Source organism: Blochmannia endosymbiont of Colobopsis nipponica, assembly GCF_014857065.1.
Taxonomy (GTDB): Bacteria; Pseudomonadota; Gammaproteobacteria; order Enterobacterales; family Enterobacteriaceae; genus Blochmanniella.
Genome location: NZ_CP046533.1, coordinates 608,601 through 629,662 on the forward strand (window position 1 = coordinate 608,601; position 21,062 = coordinate 629,662).

The 21,062-nt window shown below is 27.9% G+C and carries 18 protein-coding genes; 16 read left to right on the forward strand and 2 right to left on the reverse strand.

Going from position 1 to position 21,062, the window contains the following annotated elements; genetic code table 11:
• The first annotated feature begins 340 nt into the window (after nt 1–340).
• The 8 genes from lepA to glyA all read left to right on the forward strand — a co-directional run bounded on the left by lepA (nt 341) and on the right by glyA (nt 8,320).
• Nucleotides 341–2,146, forward strand: coding sequence for a translation elongation factor 4 (gene lepA / locus GN160_RS02790; RefSeq protein WP_192380182.1), 1,806 nt, complete (start codon nt 341–343; stop codon nt 2,144–2,146).
• Nucleotides 2,147–2,164: 18 nt separating this feature from the next.
• Nucleotides 2,165–3,157 (forward strand): signal peptidase I, encoded by a 993-nt coding sequence (lepB, locus tag GN160_RS02795; RefSeq protein ID WP_192380184.1) that lies wholly within the window; start codon nt 2,165–2,167, stop codon nt 3,155–3,157.
• 148 nt (nt 3,158–3,305) lie between these two features.
• The gene (rnc, locus tag GN160_RS02800) at nt 3,306–3,983 is read left to right on the forward strand and encodes a ribonuclease III (RefSeq protein ID WP_192380890.1); all 678 of its coding nucleotides are present in this window, start codon (nt 3,306–3,308) and stop codon (nt 3,981–3,983) included.
• On the forward strand, nt 3,984–4,913 hold the full coding sequence (era, locus tag GN160_RS02805; RefSeq protein ID WP_192380186.1) for a GTPase Era: 930 nt from the start codon (nt 3,984–3,986) through the stop codon (nt 4,911–4,913).
• Between the two features lie 172 nt (nt 4,914–5,085).
• On the forward strand, nt 5,086–5,823 hold the full coding sequence (gene pdxJ, locus GN160_RS02810; RefSeq protein ID WP_192380891.1) for a pyridoxine 5'-phosphate synthase: 738 nt from the start codon (nt 5,086–5,088) through the stop codon (nt 5,821–5,823).
• Nucleotides 5,820–6,200: a holo-ACP synthase gene (acpS, locus tag GN160_RS02815; protein ID WP_192380188.1), complete on the forward strand. Its 381-nt coding sequence runs from the start codon at nt 5,820–5,822 to the stop codon at nt 6,198–6,200. The genes pdxJ and acpS overlap by 4 nt, the downstream gene beginning before the upstream one ends.
• 265 nt (nt 6,201–6,465) lie before the next feature.
• Nucleotides 6,466–6,945 carry a tRNA adenosine(34) deaminase TadA gene (gene tadA / locus GN160_RS02820; protein ID WP_192380189.1) on the forward strand — a complete coding sequence of 160 codons (480 nt, stop codon included), beginning with the start codon at nt 6,466–6,468 and terminating at the stop codon, nt 6,943–6,945.
• A gap of 121 nt (nt 6,946–7,066) precedes the next feature.
• On the forward strand, nt 7,067–8,320 hold the full coding sequence (gene glyA / locus GN160_RS02825; RefSeq protein ID WP_192380191.1) for a serine hydroxymethyltransferase: 1,254 nt from the start codon (nt 7,067–7,069) through the stop codon (nt 8,318–8,320).
• A gap of 300 nt (nt 8,321–8,620) precedes the next feature.
• Here the strand turns inward: glyA and GN160_RS02830 are convergent, their stop codons facing one another.
• The gene (locus GN160_RS02830; protein ID WP_192380193.1) at nt 8,621–9,406 is read right to left on the reverse strand and encodes an inositol monophosphatase family protein; all 786 of its coding nucleotides are present in this window, start codon (nt 9,404–9,406) and stop codon (nt 8,621–8,623) included.
• A gap of 483 nt (nt 9,407–9,889) precedes the next feature.
• Here GN160_RS02830 and GN160_RS02835 point away from each other — a divergent pair, with 483 nt between their 5' ends.
• The 8 genes from GN160_RS02835 to der all read left to right on the forward strand — a co-directional run bounded on the left by GN160_RS02835 (nt 9,890) and on the right by der (nt 18,956).
• On the forward strand, nt 9,890–11,071 hold the full coding sequence (locus GN160_RS02835; protein ID WP_192380195.1) for an IscS subfamily cysteine desulfurase: 1,182 nt from the start codon (nt 9,890–9,892) through the stop codon (nt 11,069–11,071).
• A 383-nt stretch (nt 11,072–11,454) separates the two neighbouring features.
• Nucleotides 11,455–11,883, forward strand: coding sequence for a nucleoside-diphosphate kinase (gene ndk, locus GN160_RS02840; protein ID WP_192380892.1), 429 nt, complete (start codon nt 11,455–11,457; stop codon nt 11,881–11,883).
• A gap of 41 nt (nt 11,884–11,924) precedes the next feature.
• Nucleotides 11,925–13,082 carry a dual-specificity RNA methyltransferase RlmN gene (gene rlmN / locus GN160_RS02845; RefSeq protein WP_192380197.1) on the forward strand — a complete coding sequence of 386 codons (1,158 nt, stop codon included), beginning with the start codon at nt 11,925–11,927 and terminating at the stop codon, nt 13,080–13,082.
• A gap of 135 nt (nt 13,083–13,217) precedes the next feature.
• Nucleotides 13,218–13,700: a helix-turn-helix domain-containing protein gene (locus tag GN160_RS02850; RefSeq protein ID WP_192380199.1), complete on the forward strand. Its 483-nt coding sequence runs from the start codon at nt 13,218–13,220 to the stop codon at nt 13,698–13,700.
• Nucleotides 13,701–13,804: 104 nt separating this feature from the next.
• A complete protein-coding gene (ispG, locus tag GN160_RS02855; RefSeq protein ID WP_192380200.1) occupies nt 13,805–14,923 on the forward strand; it encodes a flavodoxin-dependent (E)-4-hydroxy-3-methylbut-2-enyl-diphosphate synthase in 1,119 nt (372 codons plus the stop codon).
• A 27-nt stretch (nt 14,924–14,950) separates the two neighbouring features.
• The gene (hisS, locus tag GN160_RS02860; RefSeq protein ID WP_192380202.1) at nt 14,951–16,240 is read left to right on the forward strand and encodes a histidine--tRNA ligase; all 1,290 of its coding nucleotides are present in this window, start codon (nt 14,951–14,953) and stop codon (nt 16,238–16,240) included.
• A gap of 88 nt (nt 16,241–16,328) precedes the next feature.
• Nucleotides 16,329–17,498, forward strand: coding sequence for an outer membrane protein assembly factor BamB family protein (locus tag GN160_RS02865; RefSeq protein WP_192380204.1), 1,170 nt, complete (start codon nt 16,329–16,331; stop codon nt 17,496–17,498).
• A gap of 51 nt (nt 17,499–17,549) precedes the next feature.
• Nucleotides 17,550–18,956 carry a ribosome biogenesis GTPase Der gene (gene der / locus GN160_RS02870; protein ID WP_192380206.1) on the forward strand — a complete coding sequence of 469 codons (1,407 nt, stop codon included), beginning with the start codon at nt 17,550–17,552 and terminating at the stop codon, nt 18,954–18,956.
• 33 nt (nt 18,957–18,989) lie between these two features.
• Here the strand turns inward: der and mqo are convergent, their stop codons facing one another.
• On the reverse strand, nt 18,990–20,555 hold the full coding sequence (gene mqo, locus GN160_RS02875; RefSeq protein WP_192380208.1) for a malate dehydrogenase (quinone): 1,566 nt from the start codon (nt 20,553–20,555) through the stop codon (nt 18,990–18,992).
• Between the last annotated feature and the right edge of the window lie 507 nt (nt 20,556–21,062).

Sequence of the window (21,062 nt, forward strand, 5' to 3'; positions counted from 1 at the left end):
GATGAAATTATATTTGATAATTGTACTACTTTAGATGTCAGCTTATTTTTTATTTTGATATTTAAGCGTGCAACATTACTTTCTGGTATTATAGTATAAAATGTTATTTATTAAAACATTCATTGTTTTAATAAAGTATGTGAAGTTTGGTATTCTCAAATTTACAGTTGTTAATATTTTACATAGTATACAAGATACTATTTTGTTGAATAAGCATTTGTATTTGAACTTATTATTATTTTTTTGTTAAAATTACTAATTTAATAATTGTGTTATTTATTGAATTTTTATTTAGTTATTAAGATAATATTCGTGAGCTTTAAATAAAATAAATTTAATAATGAATAATATACGTAATTTTTCTATTATTGCTCATGTTGATCATGGAAAATCAACATTGTCGGATCGTTTGATTCAAATCTGTGGTGGTTTAGATTATCGTGAAATGGGATCTCAGGTTCTTGATTCTATGGAGTTAGAAAGAGAACGTGGTATTACTATTAAAGCCCAAAGTGTTACCTTACATTATAGATCTTTTAACGGAGAACTTTATCAGTTAAATTTTATTGATACTCCTGGGCATGTTGATTTTTCTTACGAAGTTTCTCGTTCTTTAGCTGCTTGTGAAGGTGTTTTATTGGTAATAGATACAACTCAGGGAATAGGAGCTCAAACTATTTCACATTTTCGTGTTGCTCAATCTATGAATTTAGAAATTATTTTAGTTTTAAATAAAATTGATTTGCCGATAGCTAATCCAGATTTTGTATTACAAGATGTAAAGAATATTTTAAATATTGATAATAAAAATGCGATCCTATGTTCTGCAAAGACTGGTTTTGGAATTTTAGAATTATTAGAGCATCTAGTATTAAAAATTCCCCCTCCAAAGGGTAAGATTGCTAATCCATTGCAGGCATTAATTATTGATTCTTGGTTTGATAATTATTTAGGAGTTGTTTGTTTGATTTGCGTTAAAAATGGTATTTTACGTTTAGGTGATAAAATCAAATCAATGGGTACAGGAAAAAATTATTTTGTTAATCAATTAGGTATATTTACTCCTAAAAAAATTAATTGCAAAGTATTATCTTGTGGTGAAGTAGGATGGTTGGTATGTGCGATTAAAGACATAACTAATATTCCTGTTGGAGATACTTTAACTTTGTTTTCTCACCCATCATCACAATCATTATGTAGTTTCAAAAAAATAAAACCTCATGTATATGCTACCATTTTTTCTCTTAATTTAAATTCTTATAAATTTTTTCGTGATGCTTTAGTCAAATTAAGTTTGAATGATGCTTCTTTATCTTATGAACCTGTAGTGTCTTCAATTTTTGGTGGAGGTTTTAGATGTGGTTTTCTTGGTTTATTACATATGGATATTGTTAAGGAACGATTAGAACGAGAGTATGCTCTAAATATCATTATTACAGTTCCTACAGTTAATTATGAAATTTTAACTACTTCTGATGAAATAGTTTATATAGATAATCCTTCAAAATTGTTACATATCAATCCATATATTAAAGAAATACGAGAACCTATTGTTGAATGTAGTATTTTATTGCCTAAACAATTTTTTGGAAATATCTCATCTATATGTGCAAAAAATAGGGGAGTACAAAGAAATATCACTTATCATGGTAACTATGTTAATTTTATTTATGATATACCTATGATTGAAGTATTACTTAATTTATTTGATCAAATTAAGTCCGAATCACGTGGTTATGCCTCTTTTGAATATGAGTTTAAATGTTTTTCTCCTGCGGATATAGTATGCGTTAAATTTTTAATTAATAAAGTTTGTATTGATGAATTATCATTAATTATTCACAGAAAATTTGTTGTTTATCGTTGTCGGGAATTGATTAATAAATTGAAGAAATTGATACCTCGTCAACAATTTGTTGTTGTTATTCAAGCAATTATTGGTAAACGCGTTCTTGTCAGTTCTACTATTAAACAATTACGTAAGGATGTAACGGAAAAATGTTATGGAGGCGGGGATATAGATAGAAAGAAAAAGTTATTACAAAAACAAAAAAAAGGTAAAAGATATATGAAAAAATTAGGTAATATTGTACTGCCAAAGAGTGTTTTTTCAGCCATTTTTGATATTAAAAATAGCAAATACTAAATATTTATAAAAGATATTATGATTGATACATTTTATTTAGTTTTATTAATTGTTATATTTGTTACAGGTTTTTTGTGGTGTTGTAAGTGCCTGAAGTTATTTTCTTATTTTGGTTATTTTATCAAAAAAAAATACTATAATTTTTATGATTCAAACAAAGAAAGAAATATCTGGATTAAGAGAATAATTGTTTTTTTTTCTAATTTTTTAAAAGTAAGCGTTGAAATATTTCCTGTATTGTTGTTTGTATTTGTATTTCGTTCATTTTTTTTTGAACCTTTTCAAATACCGTCCGGGTCAATGATGCCAACCCTTTTAATCGGGGATTTTATTTTAGTTAAAAAATTTTCGTATGGTATAAAAAATCCTGTTAATCAAAATATCTTGTTTTCTATTGTGCAGCCTAAACGTGGAGACATAGTAGTTTTTAAATATCCGTTAAATCCAAAGTTAAATTATATTAAAAGAGTAATCGGTTTGCCAGGTGATAAAATTATTTATAATACATTCACTAAACATGTTACTGTTTATCCCAATTGTGCTGTTCAATCTGCTTGTTCGTTTATGTTTCCTGCTGTATATACTAATATTTTATTCAGTGAATTTGTTCAAGTTTTTCATGCTACTGGTTCTGGAGGAATTCGTAGTAATTTTTTTAGAGTGCCTATGGGTCAATCTTTGGTTAATGGAATTAGATTAATTCAAAGTATAGAATCGTTAGATAATGTTAGTTATAATATTCTAACTATGACAGTACCTAATAATCAAGGATCAAGTATAAATGATAAGAAGAATTATAATGATAATGTTTTATGTGAATGGTACGTCCCTGAAGGTAAATATTTTATGATGGGAGATAATCGTGATAATAGCGCAGATAGTCGTTATTGGGGTTTTGTTCCAGAAAAAAATATAATAGGTAAGGCTGTAGTTATATGGATGAGTTTTGAAAAACAAGAAGATAAATGGCCTACTGGTATACGATTGCATCGTATTGGTGCCATTCATTAACTTGTGTTAACAGTATTTTAACTAAGTTTATTCTATATCTATAGATGAGATTAATATGATTATTATAGCTCATGCATATTAGAGTGAGTTTTAAATTTTGTGGATATTATATTTAACATTTTACTTCTAAATTAATAATTTGAAATATATAAATTATATGTTAATTAATAAACTTCAAGAAAAAATAGGTTATATTTTTAATAGTCGTGAAATTTTGATTCAAGCATTAACTCATCGTAGTGCTAGTCAAAGTCATAATGAAAGATTAGAATTTTTAGGGGATTCCATATTAAGTTATGCGATATCTAATGCTTTATATCATAAATTTCCTTATGTTGATGAGGGTGTGCTGAGCAGAATACGAGCAACTTTAGTAAGAAAAAATACTTTAGCAGAGATAGCACAGGAATTTAATTTAGGACAGTACCTTCGTTTAGGGTTAGGTGAATTAAAAAATGGTGGATTTTTGCGTGAATCTATTTTAGCTAATGCTATTGAAGCATTGATGGGTAGTATTTTTTTGGATAGTAATATTCAAATAACAGAAAAGTTAATTCTAAAATGGTATGATAGACGTTTGAGAAGAATAAATTTAGATAATAAACATAAAGATCCGAAAACTTGTTTACAAGAATTTATGCAAGGTCTTCATTTACCATTGCCTGTCTATTCAGTAATTCAGGTCACCGGTGAATCTCATAATCAAAAGTTTACTATACATTGTCAAATTAAAAATTTAAATTACCCAATTATTGGTAATGGTTTTAGCCGTCAAAAGGCAGAACAAGATGCAGCAAACAAAGCGTTAAGGATATTAGAATTTTGAATGATTAAAAAAAATACTTATTGTGGTTTAGTAGAAATAATTGGGCGTTCAAATGTTGGTAAGTCCACTTTGTTTAATAAATTAATTGGTAAGAAATTATCAATAGTTTCACATAAATTGCGAACTACATGGCATCCTATCATTGGAGTTTATACATCGGGAGAATATCAAATTATTTATAAAGATAATCCTGGAATAGTTAGTAACTCCAAAAGATATTTATTCCATGAATTATCAAATAGGAATCCGAATTTTTTTTTGAGAAAACAAAGTGCTACATTAATTATTTTTGTATTGGAAAATATAATCTGGAATTATACAGATCAAATAGTATTGGATAAATTAAAATTACAGAATTTTCAACTCCCTGTTTTGTTATTAATTAATAAAATAGATGAGCTTTGTGATAAAAAGGTTTTATTGCCTTATATACGAGCTCTTAGTAAATTAATGGATTTTTATGATGTTTTACCCATGAGCGCTAAGGATCCTGATGATTTAATTAAGTTAATCAATATTATCAAAAATGTTTTGCCTGTATCTGAACATCAAGTACATAGTGATTTTGTTACTGATTGTTCTGAACGTTTTTTAGTTTCAGAAGTTATACGTGAAAAATTACTTTGGTTTTTAGATAAAGAATTACCTTATTTTATTAAAATTAATGTAGAACAATTTATTAAATATCCATCACATGGTTATGAAATTTTTGTATTTGTTTTTGTGAAACGTGATTCTCAAAAAAGAATACTTATTGGCAAAAAAGGTTGTAAAATAAAAAAGATTGGTATTTCTGCTAGAAAAAATTTAGAATATATATTTAAAACAGAAGTTCATCTTAATTTATGGGTCAAAACTAAACCTGAGGAGTTTTGTAATGATGCGATGTTTTTTGTACCTAATACTTTAGATGGCATAAGCAAAATTTAACGGTTATTTATATAATTTTCTACTAAATAAGTATTTGAATTAAATTTGTATATAAACATATTTACTATTGTTTTTTATAGATTTATTATACTCAATTTGTTATGTGGTTTATTCAGTTTATTATTTTAAAATTGTTTAAGTTGTGATTTTGGCATTTGCAGGATATTTTCTCATGAAACCTGTTGTAAGATTAGGCGTAAATATAGATCATGTTGCTACAATTCGTCAGGCACGAGGTGTAAGTTGGCCAGATCCGATTCAGGCAGCTTTTATAGCTGAACAGTCTGGAGCTGATAGTATTACAGTGCATTTACGTGAAGATCGTAGACATATTAATGATCGGGATGTGTATTTGTTGCGTAAAACTATACAAACTTTTATGAATTTAGAAATGTCTGCAACAGAGGAGATGGTGAATTTTGCTTGTCAGTTAAAGCCTTATTCTTGTTGTTTAGTTCCTGAAAAACGTGAAGAGATTACTACTGAAAATGGTTTGGACGTAATTTCTAATAAATATAAATTACGTCAAGCACTTGTTAAGTTGGGTGACTCCGGTATTAAGCCTTCATTATTTATTAATTCAGATTATGAACAAATTGCTGCCGCTATTGATATAGGTGCTTCTTGTATAGAAATACATACTGGTGTCTATTCTAGGTGTATAGATGAATATGAACGTATTTCAGAATTTGAACGTATTAAAAATGGAGTGCTTTATGCTTCAAAGCATGGTCTTAGAGTTAATGCTGGACATGGTCTTGATTATCATAATGTGGGATTGATTGCATCATTATCGTTCATTAGAGAGTTAAATATAGGTCATGCTATTATTAGTAGATCAATTTTCTGCGGCCTATCCCAAGCAGTAAAAGATATGAAAAATTTGATTTTAGAAGCTCAAAAAAAATGACTATTTATGGAATGGGTATTGATATTATTGAAATTAATCGTATTAAATTAATAGTTGCTCGTACAGGTGATCGTTTAGCTAGTCGTATTCTTACTAAGATAGAGTGGCAAAAATATAAGAGTAGTAAATTTCCAATTCGTTTTTTAGCAAAGCGTTTTGCTGCAAAAGAAGCGGCGGCCAAGGCTTTTGGTTATGGTGTGAGTTATGGGTTAGCATATAATCAATTTGAAATAATAAATGATAAATTTGGCAAACCAATGTTACATTTTTTTTTAAATGCAGCAATTTTAATTGAAAATTTATGTATTTTAAAGATGCACATTTCTCTTACTGATGACAAATGTTATGCTTGTGCAGTAGTGATTTTTGAGAAATAGCATTTTGATCATGTGTTTTATCTTGGGTTATATTGATTTGTTAATTGGGTTTTGTGTGTTCATTTTTTGTATCTTTTTAGTATTTTATCTTTGATTAATGTTTTTGTTATTATCATTTTAATCTTATTTATAAGTTGATATGACTAAATATATTAGTTGTATTTAAAACACATTCTCATGAATTCCTCGTTATTATTTTATTAATTATTTGTGACTCAAATTCCTTAAACTGAAATTATTAGATAATAATATGAAGAGTAGATGTATGAAAATTGATGATGATTTCTGGATGTTTTATGCATTGTCTTTAGCAAAATTTGCTGGTAGTATAGGTGAGGTCGCAATTGGCGCTGTTTTGGTATTAAATAATAAAGTAGTTGGAGAAGGGTACAATAATCCTATAGGAGCTCAAGATCCTACAGCACATGCGGAAATTGTGGCGTTGCGTAGAGGAAGTAACGTATTAAAAAATTATCGATTATTACGTACAACACTTTATGTAACATTGGAACCTTGTATTATGTGTGTTGGAGCAATAATAAATGCTCGTATTAGTCGATTAGTATTTGGAGCTAAAAATAATAAGAAATTTAGTGCTGTGGATTCTTTGTTATCCGATCCTAAAGTTAAGCATCGTGTTGTAATTACTTCTGGTGTTTTGAGTAACTTATGTTCCAAGGAGATTATTAATTTTTTTAAAAATCGTCGGAGAACACAAAATGTATATTCTGGTGAATTTTTATAGTTTTCTTACATACAAGTTTTATTATTAATATTAATATTAATAATATATTAATATTTATGTTATTAATTGCTATTACTTTATCTAGATTAATGTTTTATTTCGTGATGAGGATTATAAAATAATGTTATTTAATAAAATGAGTATTATGGATTATGATATTGAATTATGGGGAATTATGAAAAAAGAAATTTCTCGTCAAAATCAACATATTGAATTAATTGCATCTGAAAATTATGCTAGTGTTTCTGTAATGCAAGCGCAAGGATCGTTATTAACTAATAAATATGCTGAAGGATATCCTGGTCATCGTTATTATGGTGGTTGCGAATTTGTTGATGAAATAGAACAATTAGGTATTGATCGTGCAAAAATCTTATTTAGAGCTGATTATGCTAACTTACAGCCACATTCTGGATCCCAAGCCAACTATGCTGTTTATTCTGCTTTATTACAACCAGGAGATATAATTTTGGGAATGAAATTATCTCATGGGGGACATTTGACTCATGGTTCTTCTGCAAATTTTTCTGGAAAATTATACAAAGCAATTTCATATGGAGTAGATGATCGCGGTTGTATTGATTATTTATTATTGTCTAATTTGGCTAAGAATTATCATCCTAAATTAATTGTAGCTGGTTTTTCAGCTTATTCAGGAATAATTGATTGGATAAAAATGAGAGAAATTGCTGATAGTGTAGGATCTTATCTATTTGTAGATATGGCGCATATAGCAGGCCTTGTTGCTGCTGATCTTTATCCTAATCCAATTCCCTACGCTCATGTGGTTACTGCTACTACACATAAAACTCTAGCCGGTCCACGCGGTGGTTTAATTCTAGCTTTTGGTGGAACTAAAGAATTTTATAAAAAGTTAGATGCTTCAGTATTTCCCGGTAGTCAGGGTGGTCCATTAATGCATGTTATTGCTGCAAAAGCAATTGCTTTTAAAGAAGCAATGCAGCCTTCTTTCAAAAAGTATCAGCGTCAGGTTATTAATAATGCTAAAGCAATGTCAGGTGTTTTTATTCAGCGTGGGTTGAAAGTAGTTTCTGGCGGCACTAATAATCATCTTTTTTTAGTTGATTTGATTAATAAGAATCTTACTGGGTTGAAAGTTAGTGAAACTTTAGTTAAAGCTAATATTGTTGTAAATAAAAATAGTATTCCTAATGATTTGATAAGCCCGTTTATTTCTTCTGGTATACGAATAGGAACTCCAGCGGTAACGCGTCGTGGTTTTAATGAGTGTGATGTACGTGAAGTAGCGAATTGGATTTGTGATATTTTAGATGATATTGATGATTGTTCGATGATTTATTCTGTTAAAGATAAAGCTTTAGATCTTTGCTCTCGTTATCCTTTGTATGTTTGATTAATTTTTATTTATAATGTTTCATTTTTTTGAGATAGTATGAAATTAATCGGTAATCATATATATCTTAAATGTTGTTTTATATTTTATTTTAAAATGTTATTTTTATTAAGAATTTGATCTTGATTTGCGTTGTTTATGTTTTTATTTTTAGGTTTTTGTTTTTGAGTTTAATTTTTTTGTTGAATGATTAGTATTTGAATTTAAGTTACTTCAGTATATAGTTGATAGTTTTCTGTACTGAATAGAAATTGAGTATGATCATAATGCTTAAATGATGTTTATGAAAATGGTGTTTTATTAATTTAAATAAATTCGAGTAAATGAAATAATTTCTTTTGTTATTTTTGTATTACCTGCGATTACATTTCCGGATTTTAAATAATTTTGATCACCAATTAAATCACTAATTAATCCTCCTGATTCTTTAATTATCAAGGATCCTCCAGCTAAATTATATGGGTGTATACCAGTTGCTAATAAACCGTCTACACGTCCAACTGCAACGTATGCTAGATCTAATAGAGGGGAACCAGTATATCGAAAATCTTTACATTTAACGTACAATTTCTTTAAAAGATCATCAGGGATTTGTTTTTTTATTTTTTTATTTAAAAAAATTGCTAATATAGCGTTATTTAATTTTGTATTCATGCTACATCTTGATCTATAACTATTTAATTGTGCTCCACGCCCCCTACTTGCACTAAATATTTCGTTGCGTATAGGATCATAAGTTACAACAATTTCTATTTGTCCTTTTATCCTAATAGTAATAGATATTGCAAAATGAGGAAATTGTTTGATAAAATTATCTACACTATTTAAAGGATCAATGATCCATTCTATACTATTGTTTGCTTGAGTAAAATCACAATTATCTTTGTTGGTAATAAAGATGTGAGCGGGATATGATTCGCGAATTGTTTTAATTATTATTCTTTCTGTTGTTTTTTTAATATTTAGAATGTTATTTTTGTGTATATTTATCTTATGGCTTAAAGTATCTAATATTTCGTATTGTTTAATTATAAAATTTCCGGCTTTTCTTATAGCACGTGTGGCAATGTTAAGCATTGGGTGCATCGAAATAATCCATGTAGTTTTATAGACGATTGACTTTGTCAGTATAACAGAATGAAAGTAGAAAGCCTATTTTAATTATTATTTATTAATGAAGTTTTATTTGTTAGATTGTTTTATTTGTTATTTTCATTATAAAATATTGTTTTATTTCTTATCTGTAGTTGTTTAAATACAAACTGGATTCAGTTTGTATTTAATATTACGAAAGAATAATTATTTGCTATATAATGTCGGTTATATTTGTTTTATTAAAATTTCTAAAGATTTTTATGTAAATCAGTCGTTATTATGTTTTATCTAGATTATTTCTTTTTAGTTATATGTATTATATTTTAGATTTGATATATGTTAATAGATGCATTTGATGTTTTATTTACAAAAATTGTTTTTTATTTAATTAGTTTAAGATTAATTTATTGGGTTCAATAGGTTATATTTTGTTGTATGTAGAATTTTATTTTTATATACATAGTGGAGTTAATAATGAAATTACCAATATATTTTGATTATGCTGCTACCACTCCAATGGATGGCAGAGTATTGGAAAAAATGAAAAAATATTTTACATTAGATGGTGTTTTTGGTAATCCAGCATCTAGGTCACATTATTATGGTTGGCAAGCCGAGGAATCTGTTGATTTTGCGCGTAATCAGGTAGCCACCTTAATAGGTGCGGATTCACGTGAGATTATTTTTACTTCAGGAGCAACTGAATCAAATAATTTGGCAATTAAAGGGGTATCCGAGATTTTTTATAAGGATAAGAAGAAAAAATGTCACATCATCACCAGTCTAACTGAACATAAATCAGTTTTGGATACTTGTCAATATTTAGAAAATCAAGGTGTTAAAATTACACGTTTGATCCCGCAAAAAGATGGTTTGATATCTTTGAAAGATTTACATAATGCTTTTCGCGATGAGACTATCTTGGTATCAATTATGCATGTGAATAATGAAATTGGCGTTATTCAAAATATTAAGGAGATTGGTAATTTATGTCATCGTTATAATATTTTATTCCACGTGGATGCTGCTCAAAGCGTTGGTAAATTATTTATTAATTTGGCATTTTTACCGGTGGATTTAATGTCTTTTAGCGCTCATAAAATTTATGGACCGAAGGGTATAGGTTGTTTGTATATACGCAGGAATTCAGCTGTTGTTGTTCGAACGCAAATACATGGTGGAGGACATGAGCGTGGCATGCGATCTGGTACTTTGCCTGTACATCAGATTATAGGCATGGGTGAAGCATGCCATATTTTATTGAATGAAATGATGGTTGAGACAACTCGTTTGCGTAAATTACAAAATTGTTTATGGAAAGAGCTTCGAAAAATTGATGGTATAACATTGAACGGGAATTTACAGTATATGATTCCGACTTTATTAAATATTAGTTTTTCTCAGTTTGATGGTCATTCATTAATTGCAACTTTGAAAGATATTGCAGTCTCGTCTGGTTCTGCTTGTATTTCTAGTAACCTTGAACCTTCTTATGTATTAAAAGCATTAGGATTAAGCGATAGTTTAGCTTCTAGTTCAATTAGAATTTCGTTAGGAAGATTTACTACAAAAGAAGATATAGATTATGCAATCCAACATATAAAAAATGCTGTTGCTAGTTTACGTGAAGTTAATAGTTTAAATTTATTTATTTAAAATTATTATGTAAGATAATTTTAAATAAATTTTTTTTGATTTGTTAAATAACTGAATGTTTAAGTTTTAGTTATTTAATATGATTTTAATTGTAGTTAGTTCTTGACTGATATATATGTATTGGCCAAACTATCTATTTGGATTGTTATGTTTTTGAATATTTATTTTAATTTAAAACTAGTCATCCTTTAATATAATAGTTTTATTCGTTAAAGATTAGTAATAGATTATAAATATTGAATTTGGCTATATTATGAGTGTTATTTTGGAATTATTAGAATTGTTTATTATGATTTAGTTATTTTAGACAAGAGTATGTTTAATTAAAATGCAATATTTATTTTTTGTAGTTTTGAGTGTTTAAATGAGGTATGTAGATGAATATGAAAATAGAACGTACTTTTTCTATTATTAAACCTGATGCATTTTCTAAAAACATTGTTGGTAAGATCATTAGTCGTTTAGAAGATAATAATTTTGTCATTGTTGCTTTTAAAATGATATGGCTAACTTTAAAACAGGCTGAATATTTTTACTTCGAACATAAATATAAGAGTTTTTTCAATAATTTAATTAATTTTATGATTTCTGGTCCGTTACTGGTACAAGTTTTAGAAGGAGAAGATATTATAAGTCGTTATCGAAAGATAATAGGTAATACAGATCCAGCTAATGCATCTCTTGGTACTTTGCGTGCTGATTTTGCTGATAATATAATGCGAAACATAGTGCATGGTTCTGATTCTAAAGATTCTGCTGTACGAGAAATTTCTTATTTTTTTAGTGACATTGAAATTTATACTCGTAATTGATAGTAAAATATATTAATTGGTTAATTTTAAAGTTTATTTTAATGATTTTTATTAAAAAAAAAGTTAATTTACTTGATTTGAATCGTGAAAAGTTACATTCTTTTTTAGTGACTTTAGGAGAACAATCTTTTCGAGTTAATCAAATAATGAAATGGATTTACCATTATTATTGTGATGATTTTGATATAATGATTAATATCAAAAAATCTTTACGTGATAAATTAAAAATGATTGCTGAAATTCGTCCTCCTGATGTTATTGAGGGATATTGTTCTTCTGATGGAACTTTGAAATGGATAATGCGAGTTGGAACGCAACAAGTTGAGACGGTTTTAATTCCTGAAGTTAATCGTTTAACTCTGTGTATTTCTTCTCAAGTTGGATGTAAATTGCGATGTAGTTTTTGTTCTACAGGTAAACAAGGGTTCAATCGTAATTTGCTTGTATCAGAAATTGTTGGTCAATTATGGAATATAGGTAAGATGATTAAGGATAAGAAAATTATTTGTCGTTCTTCTATAACTAATGTAGTTTTTATGGGTATGGGAGAGCCTTTATTAAATATTAATAATGTTGCTTCAGCTATAGAAATTATGTTAGATGCTTTTGGCTTTGGTTTATCTAAGAGACATGTAGTTGTTTCTACTTCTGGTGTAGTATCTGGGTTGGACAAATTTATTAATATGATTGATGTAGCTTTAGCTATTTCTCTTCATGCACCTAATGACGTGATACGTAGTAAACTTATGCCTGTTAATGATAAATACAACATTAATGATCTTTTGTTATCTGTTCGTCGTTATTTATTTAAATCTAAAGCTGCTCATGGTAAAATTATGATAGAATATGTTATGTTAAATCGCGTTAACGATTGCGTGAAACATGCGCATGAATTGGCGAATCGTTTATTAAATATTCCTTGTAAAATTAATTTGATCCCATGGAATAATGTTCCAGGCATTTCTTATACGTGTAGTTCTATTTCGCGTATTAATCGTTTTGCTAAAATTTTGATTGGATATGGTTTAGTTGCTGTTATTCGTAAGATTAGAGGCATTGATATTAATGCAGCTTGTGGGCAATTGACAGGAAAGTTACGTATGATTCCGGTGTATCAGATTGTAAATATTATTAGTTATTATTTTTTAGTATTTGTTTCTGTAATAGTAGTTTTTGTTGATTTTATTTCGTTTTTGTAAAATTGCGTTGTAATTAAATAGTTATTTTATTTAGCTATTGTAAATCTAGTTGTAGGTTACTTATTTTGAAGTATTTTATTTCATAAAAATTATTTTTTTGTTGCTACAATCAGGTAATAATTAATAGAGTAGTTGATGCAGTACGATAATAATCAAAAACAGGAAATAATTAATGTAGGAGAACGTTTACGAAATGCTCGTGAGAGTATGGGTCTAAGTCAGCAGGCTGTTGCTGATAGATTGTATTTAAAGATTTCTACTATTAGAGGAATTGAGAAAAATTATGTTCATCCAAATGTTGCATTAATATTTTTTCATGGATATATTCGTTCCTATGCTAAATTAGTGCATATTTCTGAAAAAGAGATAATGTGTATGTTATCTCATCAGAAAACACCGATTATGTCTTTAAAGCTGATGAAGCATCGTATTGTTTCTTCAGAAAAAATAGGTTTGTTCAAATATCGTTGGTTAATACGGATTATTTGGTCTATTTTTTTTATATTTATTGGATTGGTATTTATTTATTTATGGCATATTTATCAGGTAAATCAACAGAATAATATTATTAATAATCATGAGCAATTTTTTGATTATTTTAAGAATAATAAAGAATAATAAGTAAATATTTATAGGTAATTTGTTGTCATTTGAGAGGAAGTTTGAGTTCTTTTGTTTGAGATCGCATGAATGTTATTTTAATTAATTAATGTGAATAAATAATGCAGAAATTTTTAAATATTGCTCGAAGGAAATCAAAACGAATTTATGTTGGTAAAGTTCCAATTGGTGGTGGAGCTCCTATAACTGTACAATCAATGTTGAATACTTGTACTACAGATATTGAATCTACTATAAGACAGATTCGTACGTTAGAAAGTTTAGGAGTTGATATTGTACGCATTGCAGTACCTACTTTGGAGGCGGCAGAAGCCTTTAAAATTATTAAACAACAAGTTACGGTACCTTTGATAGCGGATATTCATTTTGATTATCGTATTGCATTAAAAGTAGCTGAATATGGAGCGGATTGTTTGCGAATTAATCCGGGTAATATTGGTAATATAACTCGTATTAGTTCGGTAGTAGAATCTGCAAAAGATAGAAATATTCCAATACGTATTGGTGTAAATGCTGGTTCACTTGAAAGAGATTTGCAAAAAAAATTTGCAGGACCTACATTAGATGCTTTATTGGCATCTGCTATGCGTCATGTTGATATTTTAGATAAATTAAATTTTGATCAATTTAAGGTAAGTATTAAGTCAACTGATGTGTTTTTGACTATAGAAGCGTATAGAAGGTTAGCTACTGAAATTGATCAGCCACTGCATTTAGGATTAACTGAGGCGGGCGGTTTTCGTAGTGGAACTGTGAAATCTTCAATTGCTTTAGGATTATTATTAATGGAGGGTATCGGAGATACTTTAAGAATATCATTAGCTGCTGATCCTATGGAAGAAGTAAAGGTTGCTTATGATATACTTAGATCATTACGTATTCGTTCACGAGGTATTAATTTTATTGCATGTCCAACTTGTTCTCGTCAAGAATTTGATGTTATAAAGACAGTGAATGTTCTTGAAGAAAAATTGCAAGATGTTATAACTCCAATGGATATTTCAATTATTGGTTGTGTTGTTAATGGTCCTGGAGAAGCAATGCTTTCTACTATTGGGGTGGCAGGTGGTCGTGATACTAGTGCTTTTTATGAAGATGGGGTGCGACAAAAGCAACGTTTTGATAATGCATCCTTAATTGATCAACTAGAGATTCAAATTCGAAAAAAAGCAAAGTTAATAGAAGAACGGAATATTATTAAAACTCGTGTAATAGAATAATATCTTGAATATAAGAAATGTGCAAATATGATAACTAATGACATAATTAGATCGATACGAGGAATGTATGATTGTTTACCAAAAGATACGTTTTTATGGCGATATATTGAGGATACTATTAAAGATATTTTAATTACTTATGGTTATAACGAAATTAGGTTACCTATTTTAGAGCAGACTTCTTTATTTAATCGTGCTATAGGTGAAGGAACGGATGTAGTAACAAAGGAAATGTATAGTTTTTTAGACCGTAATGGTATTAGTTTAACATTACGTCCTGAAGGAACAGCTGGGTGTGTACGTGCGGGAATAGAGCATGGTTTATTTTTAAATAGAGAACAGCGTCTGTGGTATATAGGTCCAATGTTTCGATATGAACGTCCGCAATTGGGGCGTTATCGTCAATTCCATCAATTAAATGTTGAAGTTTTTGGCCAACAAGGACCTGATATTGATTTTGAATTGATTATGATGACTTATCGTTGGTGGCGTATATTAGGGATTGATGATCATGTATCTTTAGAGTTAAATTCTATTGGTTCTTTAAAAACTAGATTTTTTTATCGTAAGCTATTAGTTGATTTTTTGACGCCATATTTAAATAATCTTGATAGTGATGCTTTGCGTTGTTTTTATTCTAATCCTATACGTTTATTAGATACGAAAAATATTAATTTACGAAATTTACTTAATGATGCTCCATCACTTTTAGATTATTTAGATGAAAATTCGCGGATTCATTTTTCTAAATTATGTCAATTATTAGATTTCACTGATATAAAATATAAAATTAATCCTCGTTTGGTGCGTGGTTTAGATTATTATAATAATACAGTTTTTGAATGGATTACTGATAGTTTAGGTTCTCATGAAACTGTATGTGCAGGAGGGCGTTATGATGCTTTAGTAGAACAGTTAGGTGGTAAAAAAACTCCTGCTATAGGTTTTGCTTTAGGATTGGAAAGGCTATTTTTATTACTAAGTAAGGTTAAGGCCATTCCCGTCATGAATGTATTTTCTCGATTAGATATATATTTAATGTCTCTGAATGAATTAATGAAAGTTAAAGTAATATTGTTAGCTGAAAGTATTAGGGATACTTTGCCTTCTTTACGCATAATAGTTAATCATGGTGGAGGAAGTTTAAAGAAACAATTTAGTCGTGCTAATAAATTGGGAGCTCGTGTTGCTTTGGTTGTAGGTGAAAAGGAATGTTTGATTAATAGTATTCTTATTAAGAATTTAGATTCTGGCGAGCAAGAAATATTAGAAGAAAATGATCTTATGATACGTTTAAGATCAATATTTAAATTATAAATTTTGAGTAGTTGACATAATTTTGAATGGTTTATTAAATGAAATGGATGTGTAATTGTTTATTTTTTTATATTTGACATTGTATTTAGTGTTTTTTTTTTCTGGGGATTGTCTATCTTGTATTCGTGAACAAGGTATGATAGAGACATTTCCACAAACTGTAGATCATCAGTTAAAATTGACCAAATTGTGGGAAATGTCACCAGATTTTAATTTTGTTAAACATTGTTCTGATTTATATTTTATTTCGCAGGATGCAAATCTTTTTGTAGCTAGTCGTCGTGGTATAATAAAAAAAATAAATATTTATAATGGACATGTTATTTGGTCGATTAATTTATCAGTTTCCAAAAAAATGCAATTATGTAATTTTTCTGTTTTGTTGTCTGGAGGTTTAATAATTTCAGATGATATTCTTTATATCGGAAGTGAATTATCTCGAATATATGCAATATGTGCAAAAACTGGTAAAGTTCTTTGGGAGGTGAGAGTTGCTGGAGGGGTTTTATCTTCACCAGTTATTAGTGGAGATCTATTATTAATTAATACTTGTGTCGGTATATTGCAAGCATTAAATAAATATGATGGTTCTATTAGATGGAGTATAAGTTTCAGTCTTCCTTTGTTTAGTTTTCGAAGTAAAGCTAACCCTATTATAGTATCTGATGTTGCTATAATTGCTAATGATAATGGTATAATCAATGCTATATTAGTTAATGAAGGTAAAATACTTTGGGAACAAAAAATTTTCGATATATATAAGTCAAAAGAATTTTTTTTCTTAAATGCTATTCAATTAACGCCTATAGTAATTGGTAATACTATTTATGCCCAGGCTTACAATAGTAGATTAGTTGCATTAGATGTTGATTCTGGTCAAATAATTTGGCGTTCTAAAATAGATGGAATAAAAAATATCATAACAATTGGTTATATATTATATATAATAGATCAAGATGATCAAGTTATTGCTGTTGATGCACATAATGGTAAAATTTTATGGAAACAGGATTTTTTTCTATATAAACATTTAACTGCTCCAGTAGTATATAATGATAATTATTTGTTTGTGGGAGATAGAAAAGGTTTTGTGTATTTAATAAATATGAACAATGGTAATATTGCTTTTCAGAAAAAAATTAGTTCTTTTAGAAAAAGTAGTCGTCTTGTGCTTGTTGCAGATAATATATTAATAGTGCTATTAAAAAATTGTAGAATTTCTGTGTTTTTGTATATGGTTACAGATAATTTTGATTAAATTTTATATTGAGTTTATGTCATTAAATAATATACGTGATTTGATGTAGTTATGACTTTTCTTATACCGTTAATTGGTCGATTAAATGTTGGTAAATCTTTATTATTTAATCGTTTAACACGTACGCAGGATGCATTAGTTGCAGATTATTTTGGTTTAACTCGTGATCTTAAGTATGGTGATGTCAAGTGGTGTGGATATCATTTTATTTTTGTTGATACTGGAGGTATTAGTAAAAAATCAAGTTGTAAGATTAGTTCTTGTATAGTTGAACAATCATTTATGGTTGTTAAAGAAGCACATTTAATTTTGTTTATTGTAGATTTTTATACAGGATTGATAGATGAAGATAGAAATATTGTTAAGTATCTATGTCAATTTAAAAAATATATAATTTTAGTTATTAATAAAGTAGATCATGTTAATGACAGTTTTGTTATAGATAGTTTTCGTGGTCTTGGTATTGCACAGATTGTTCCTGTGTCTGCTTCTTCTGGTTTTGGTATTAAAAATTTATTAAAACAGATAATATCTGTTATAAATATTAATTTTTCTTATACTAAAATTAAGTCAAAGATTATTTATAATAAAGAAAGAAAAGAAGTTATATCAAACAATAAAGAGTTGTTTTTAAGATCTCATCTCCTTCCAATTAAATTAGCTATTGTTGGTAGACCTAATGTTGGTAAATCTACCCTTGTAAATTGTATTTTAAATAAAAAAAGAATGTTAGTATGTGATATTCCAGGTACTACACGCGATTGTGTACATACATCTATGATTTATAATGGTTGTCATTACATTTTAGTTGATACTCCTGGGGTGCGTAAAAGAAGTAAAATATTAGATAAAATGGAGAAGTTTTTTATTAGAAGAACTTTACAAGTTATTAAAAATGTTAACGTTATATTATTTATTTTAGACGCTAACGATGGAATTGTTGATCAAGATTTATCTTTATTGCGTTTTATTCTTAATCAAAATAAGTCATTAGTGATTGTTGTAAACAAATGGGACTCTATATTAGTTGGCATGCGAGAAAAAATAAAGAATATTATAAATCATCGTATTAACTTTATTAATTTTGTTCAAATACATTTTATTTCTGCATTAAATAATATTGGTATTGATGATGTCATGTGTTCTGTTTTTGATGTATATCAATCTTCTTTTAAACATATCGGTACTGCTTATTTGAATAAGTTAATGCAAAATGCTGTTGATATACATAAACCTCCATTAGTACGCGGTAAACCTATTCAATTAAAATATGTTCATATGGGTGGTCGCGACCCTCTTATTATAGTGATTCATGGTATTAGAGTTAAATATTTAACCCATCATTATAAACGTTATGTAATTAATTATTTTATTCGTTTATTACGTATAAAGGGTGCAGCTATTAAAATTATATTTAATGAAATAGATCGTTCTTCTTCTTTGGGGAAATTACATTAAATTTGAGAATATAAATTTTACAAATAGTTGATTTTATTTGCTATCATTTAAATTTATTTTGATATTTGTTAGTTCTAAAATAGAACACACATACTGACGTATTTCATTTGTTAGAATTTCATTACCGTCAAGTTTTTGATTATAGGAGGGTATGATTATTTTTAATTTATTGTTCCATGATGTGGTATTTGTAGATTGTTGAAACATTTTGTTAATTATTTCTAACGATATAGATGCTGCAGTAGACGCTCCTGGGGAAGCTCCAAGTAATGCAATTAAAGTATTATCCGAAGAACTAATTAATTCAGTACCAAATTGTAAGGAGGCTCTTTTATTTTTGTTTTTTTTAATTATTTGTACACGTTGTCCAGCTTGTATTAATTTCCAATCTTTCAATTCAGCTTTTGGATAAAATTCTTTAAGAGCATTAATTTTATCCTTTTTGGTCATCATTAATTGATTAATCAGGTATTTAATTAATTTAAAATTATCGTACCCTGCTTCTAATAATGGTAGCAAATTATATCGGTTTAAAGAATAAAATAGATCCAACCAGGAACCATATTTAAGAAATTTACTGTTAAAAGTAGCAAATGGTCCGAATAGTAGCATTTTTTCCCCATTAATGATTCTTGTATCCATATGAGGTGCTGACATTGGAGGAGTGTTTGTAGGAGATTGAGTATATACTTTTGCTAAATGTTTATGTACAATCGTTTGGTTATTTGTAACTAAAAATTGACCTCCTACAGGAAAACCTGCATATTTGTTAATTTTTTTTATTCCTGTTGTTTGTAAAAGTTTTAAAGAAGCTCCTCCCGCTCCAATAAATATATAACGCGCATGTATTTTTTTGTGTTTATTATTACTTGTACTTAAAGTCCAGGTGTCATTATTATCTTTTTTTATTTTGGTTATTTTATTTTTATAATAGATTTTAACGTTGTTATATCCTTGTAATTTATTTAATATTTGTTGAGTAATTTCTTCAAAATTTACATCAGTACCTGTTTTCATATAGGTTGCGGCTATTTTTTGATTGGGATTGCGTCCATTTATAATTAACGGAGCCCATTCGTTGATTTTTTGGTGTTTTTCTGAATAATACATTCCTTTAAATAAGATGCTATTTTGTAGTTTTTGAAATCTATTTTGTAAAAAATTAATATTCTTTTTACCCCAAACTATACTCATGTGTGGTATATTGTTGATAAAAGATTTAGGGTTATTAAGAATTTTTTGTTTTACTAGATATGCCCAAAATTGTCGAGATATTTCAAACGATTCACTTATTTCTATTGCTTTATCAATATCTATTGATCCGTCTTCTTTTTCTTTTGTGTAGTTTAATTCGCAAAAAGCCGCATGACCGGTTCCCGCATTATTCCATACGTTGGAACTTTCCTGTGCTCCTTTTGCTAATTTTTCGTATATTTTAATAGTAAATTTTGGTTCAAGTATTTTTAAAAAAATACCTAATGTTGCGCTCATTATTCCTGCTCCAATTAACACGATATCTGTTGGGATATTGATATCGCATAATACTTGTTTTGATGTATTATTGGACACATCAAATTCTGAGTGATAACATTTATCCATAGATTTTCCTGTTTAATTAATAATTTTATTTTATACAATACGACGATAGTATCATTATGTTTCTATTTCCTATTTTGGTAATAGACAAAAGGTACCGTAAATATTTTTAGTAAAAATAAAATAATAATATTGGCTAATTTGTTTATTAGATTTATTTTATATTTATACTGCTATCTTGAATGTTATTTTAGTCAGTTAAAATATTTGTGCTATTTTTAAATATGTCAGTTTGTTGATTATAACTAAAATTTATAATTCTTAAATTACATGTTCATTTAAAATGTACATATGTTGTTAGTTGTTAGTACCTAATAATATTCTATAATTTAATGTAATTACAGTCTATTATTGTTAAAATATTAAATGTTGTAGTTATTTAAGCTTTATTTGATTAAATTTATTCAATTTACATCATATTATACAATATCCTGTCATGTAATATTTTATTTTATAATATTTATTAAGAAATTTAAATTATGTTTTGTGAATATACAACCTAATATTTTA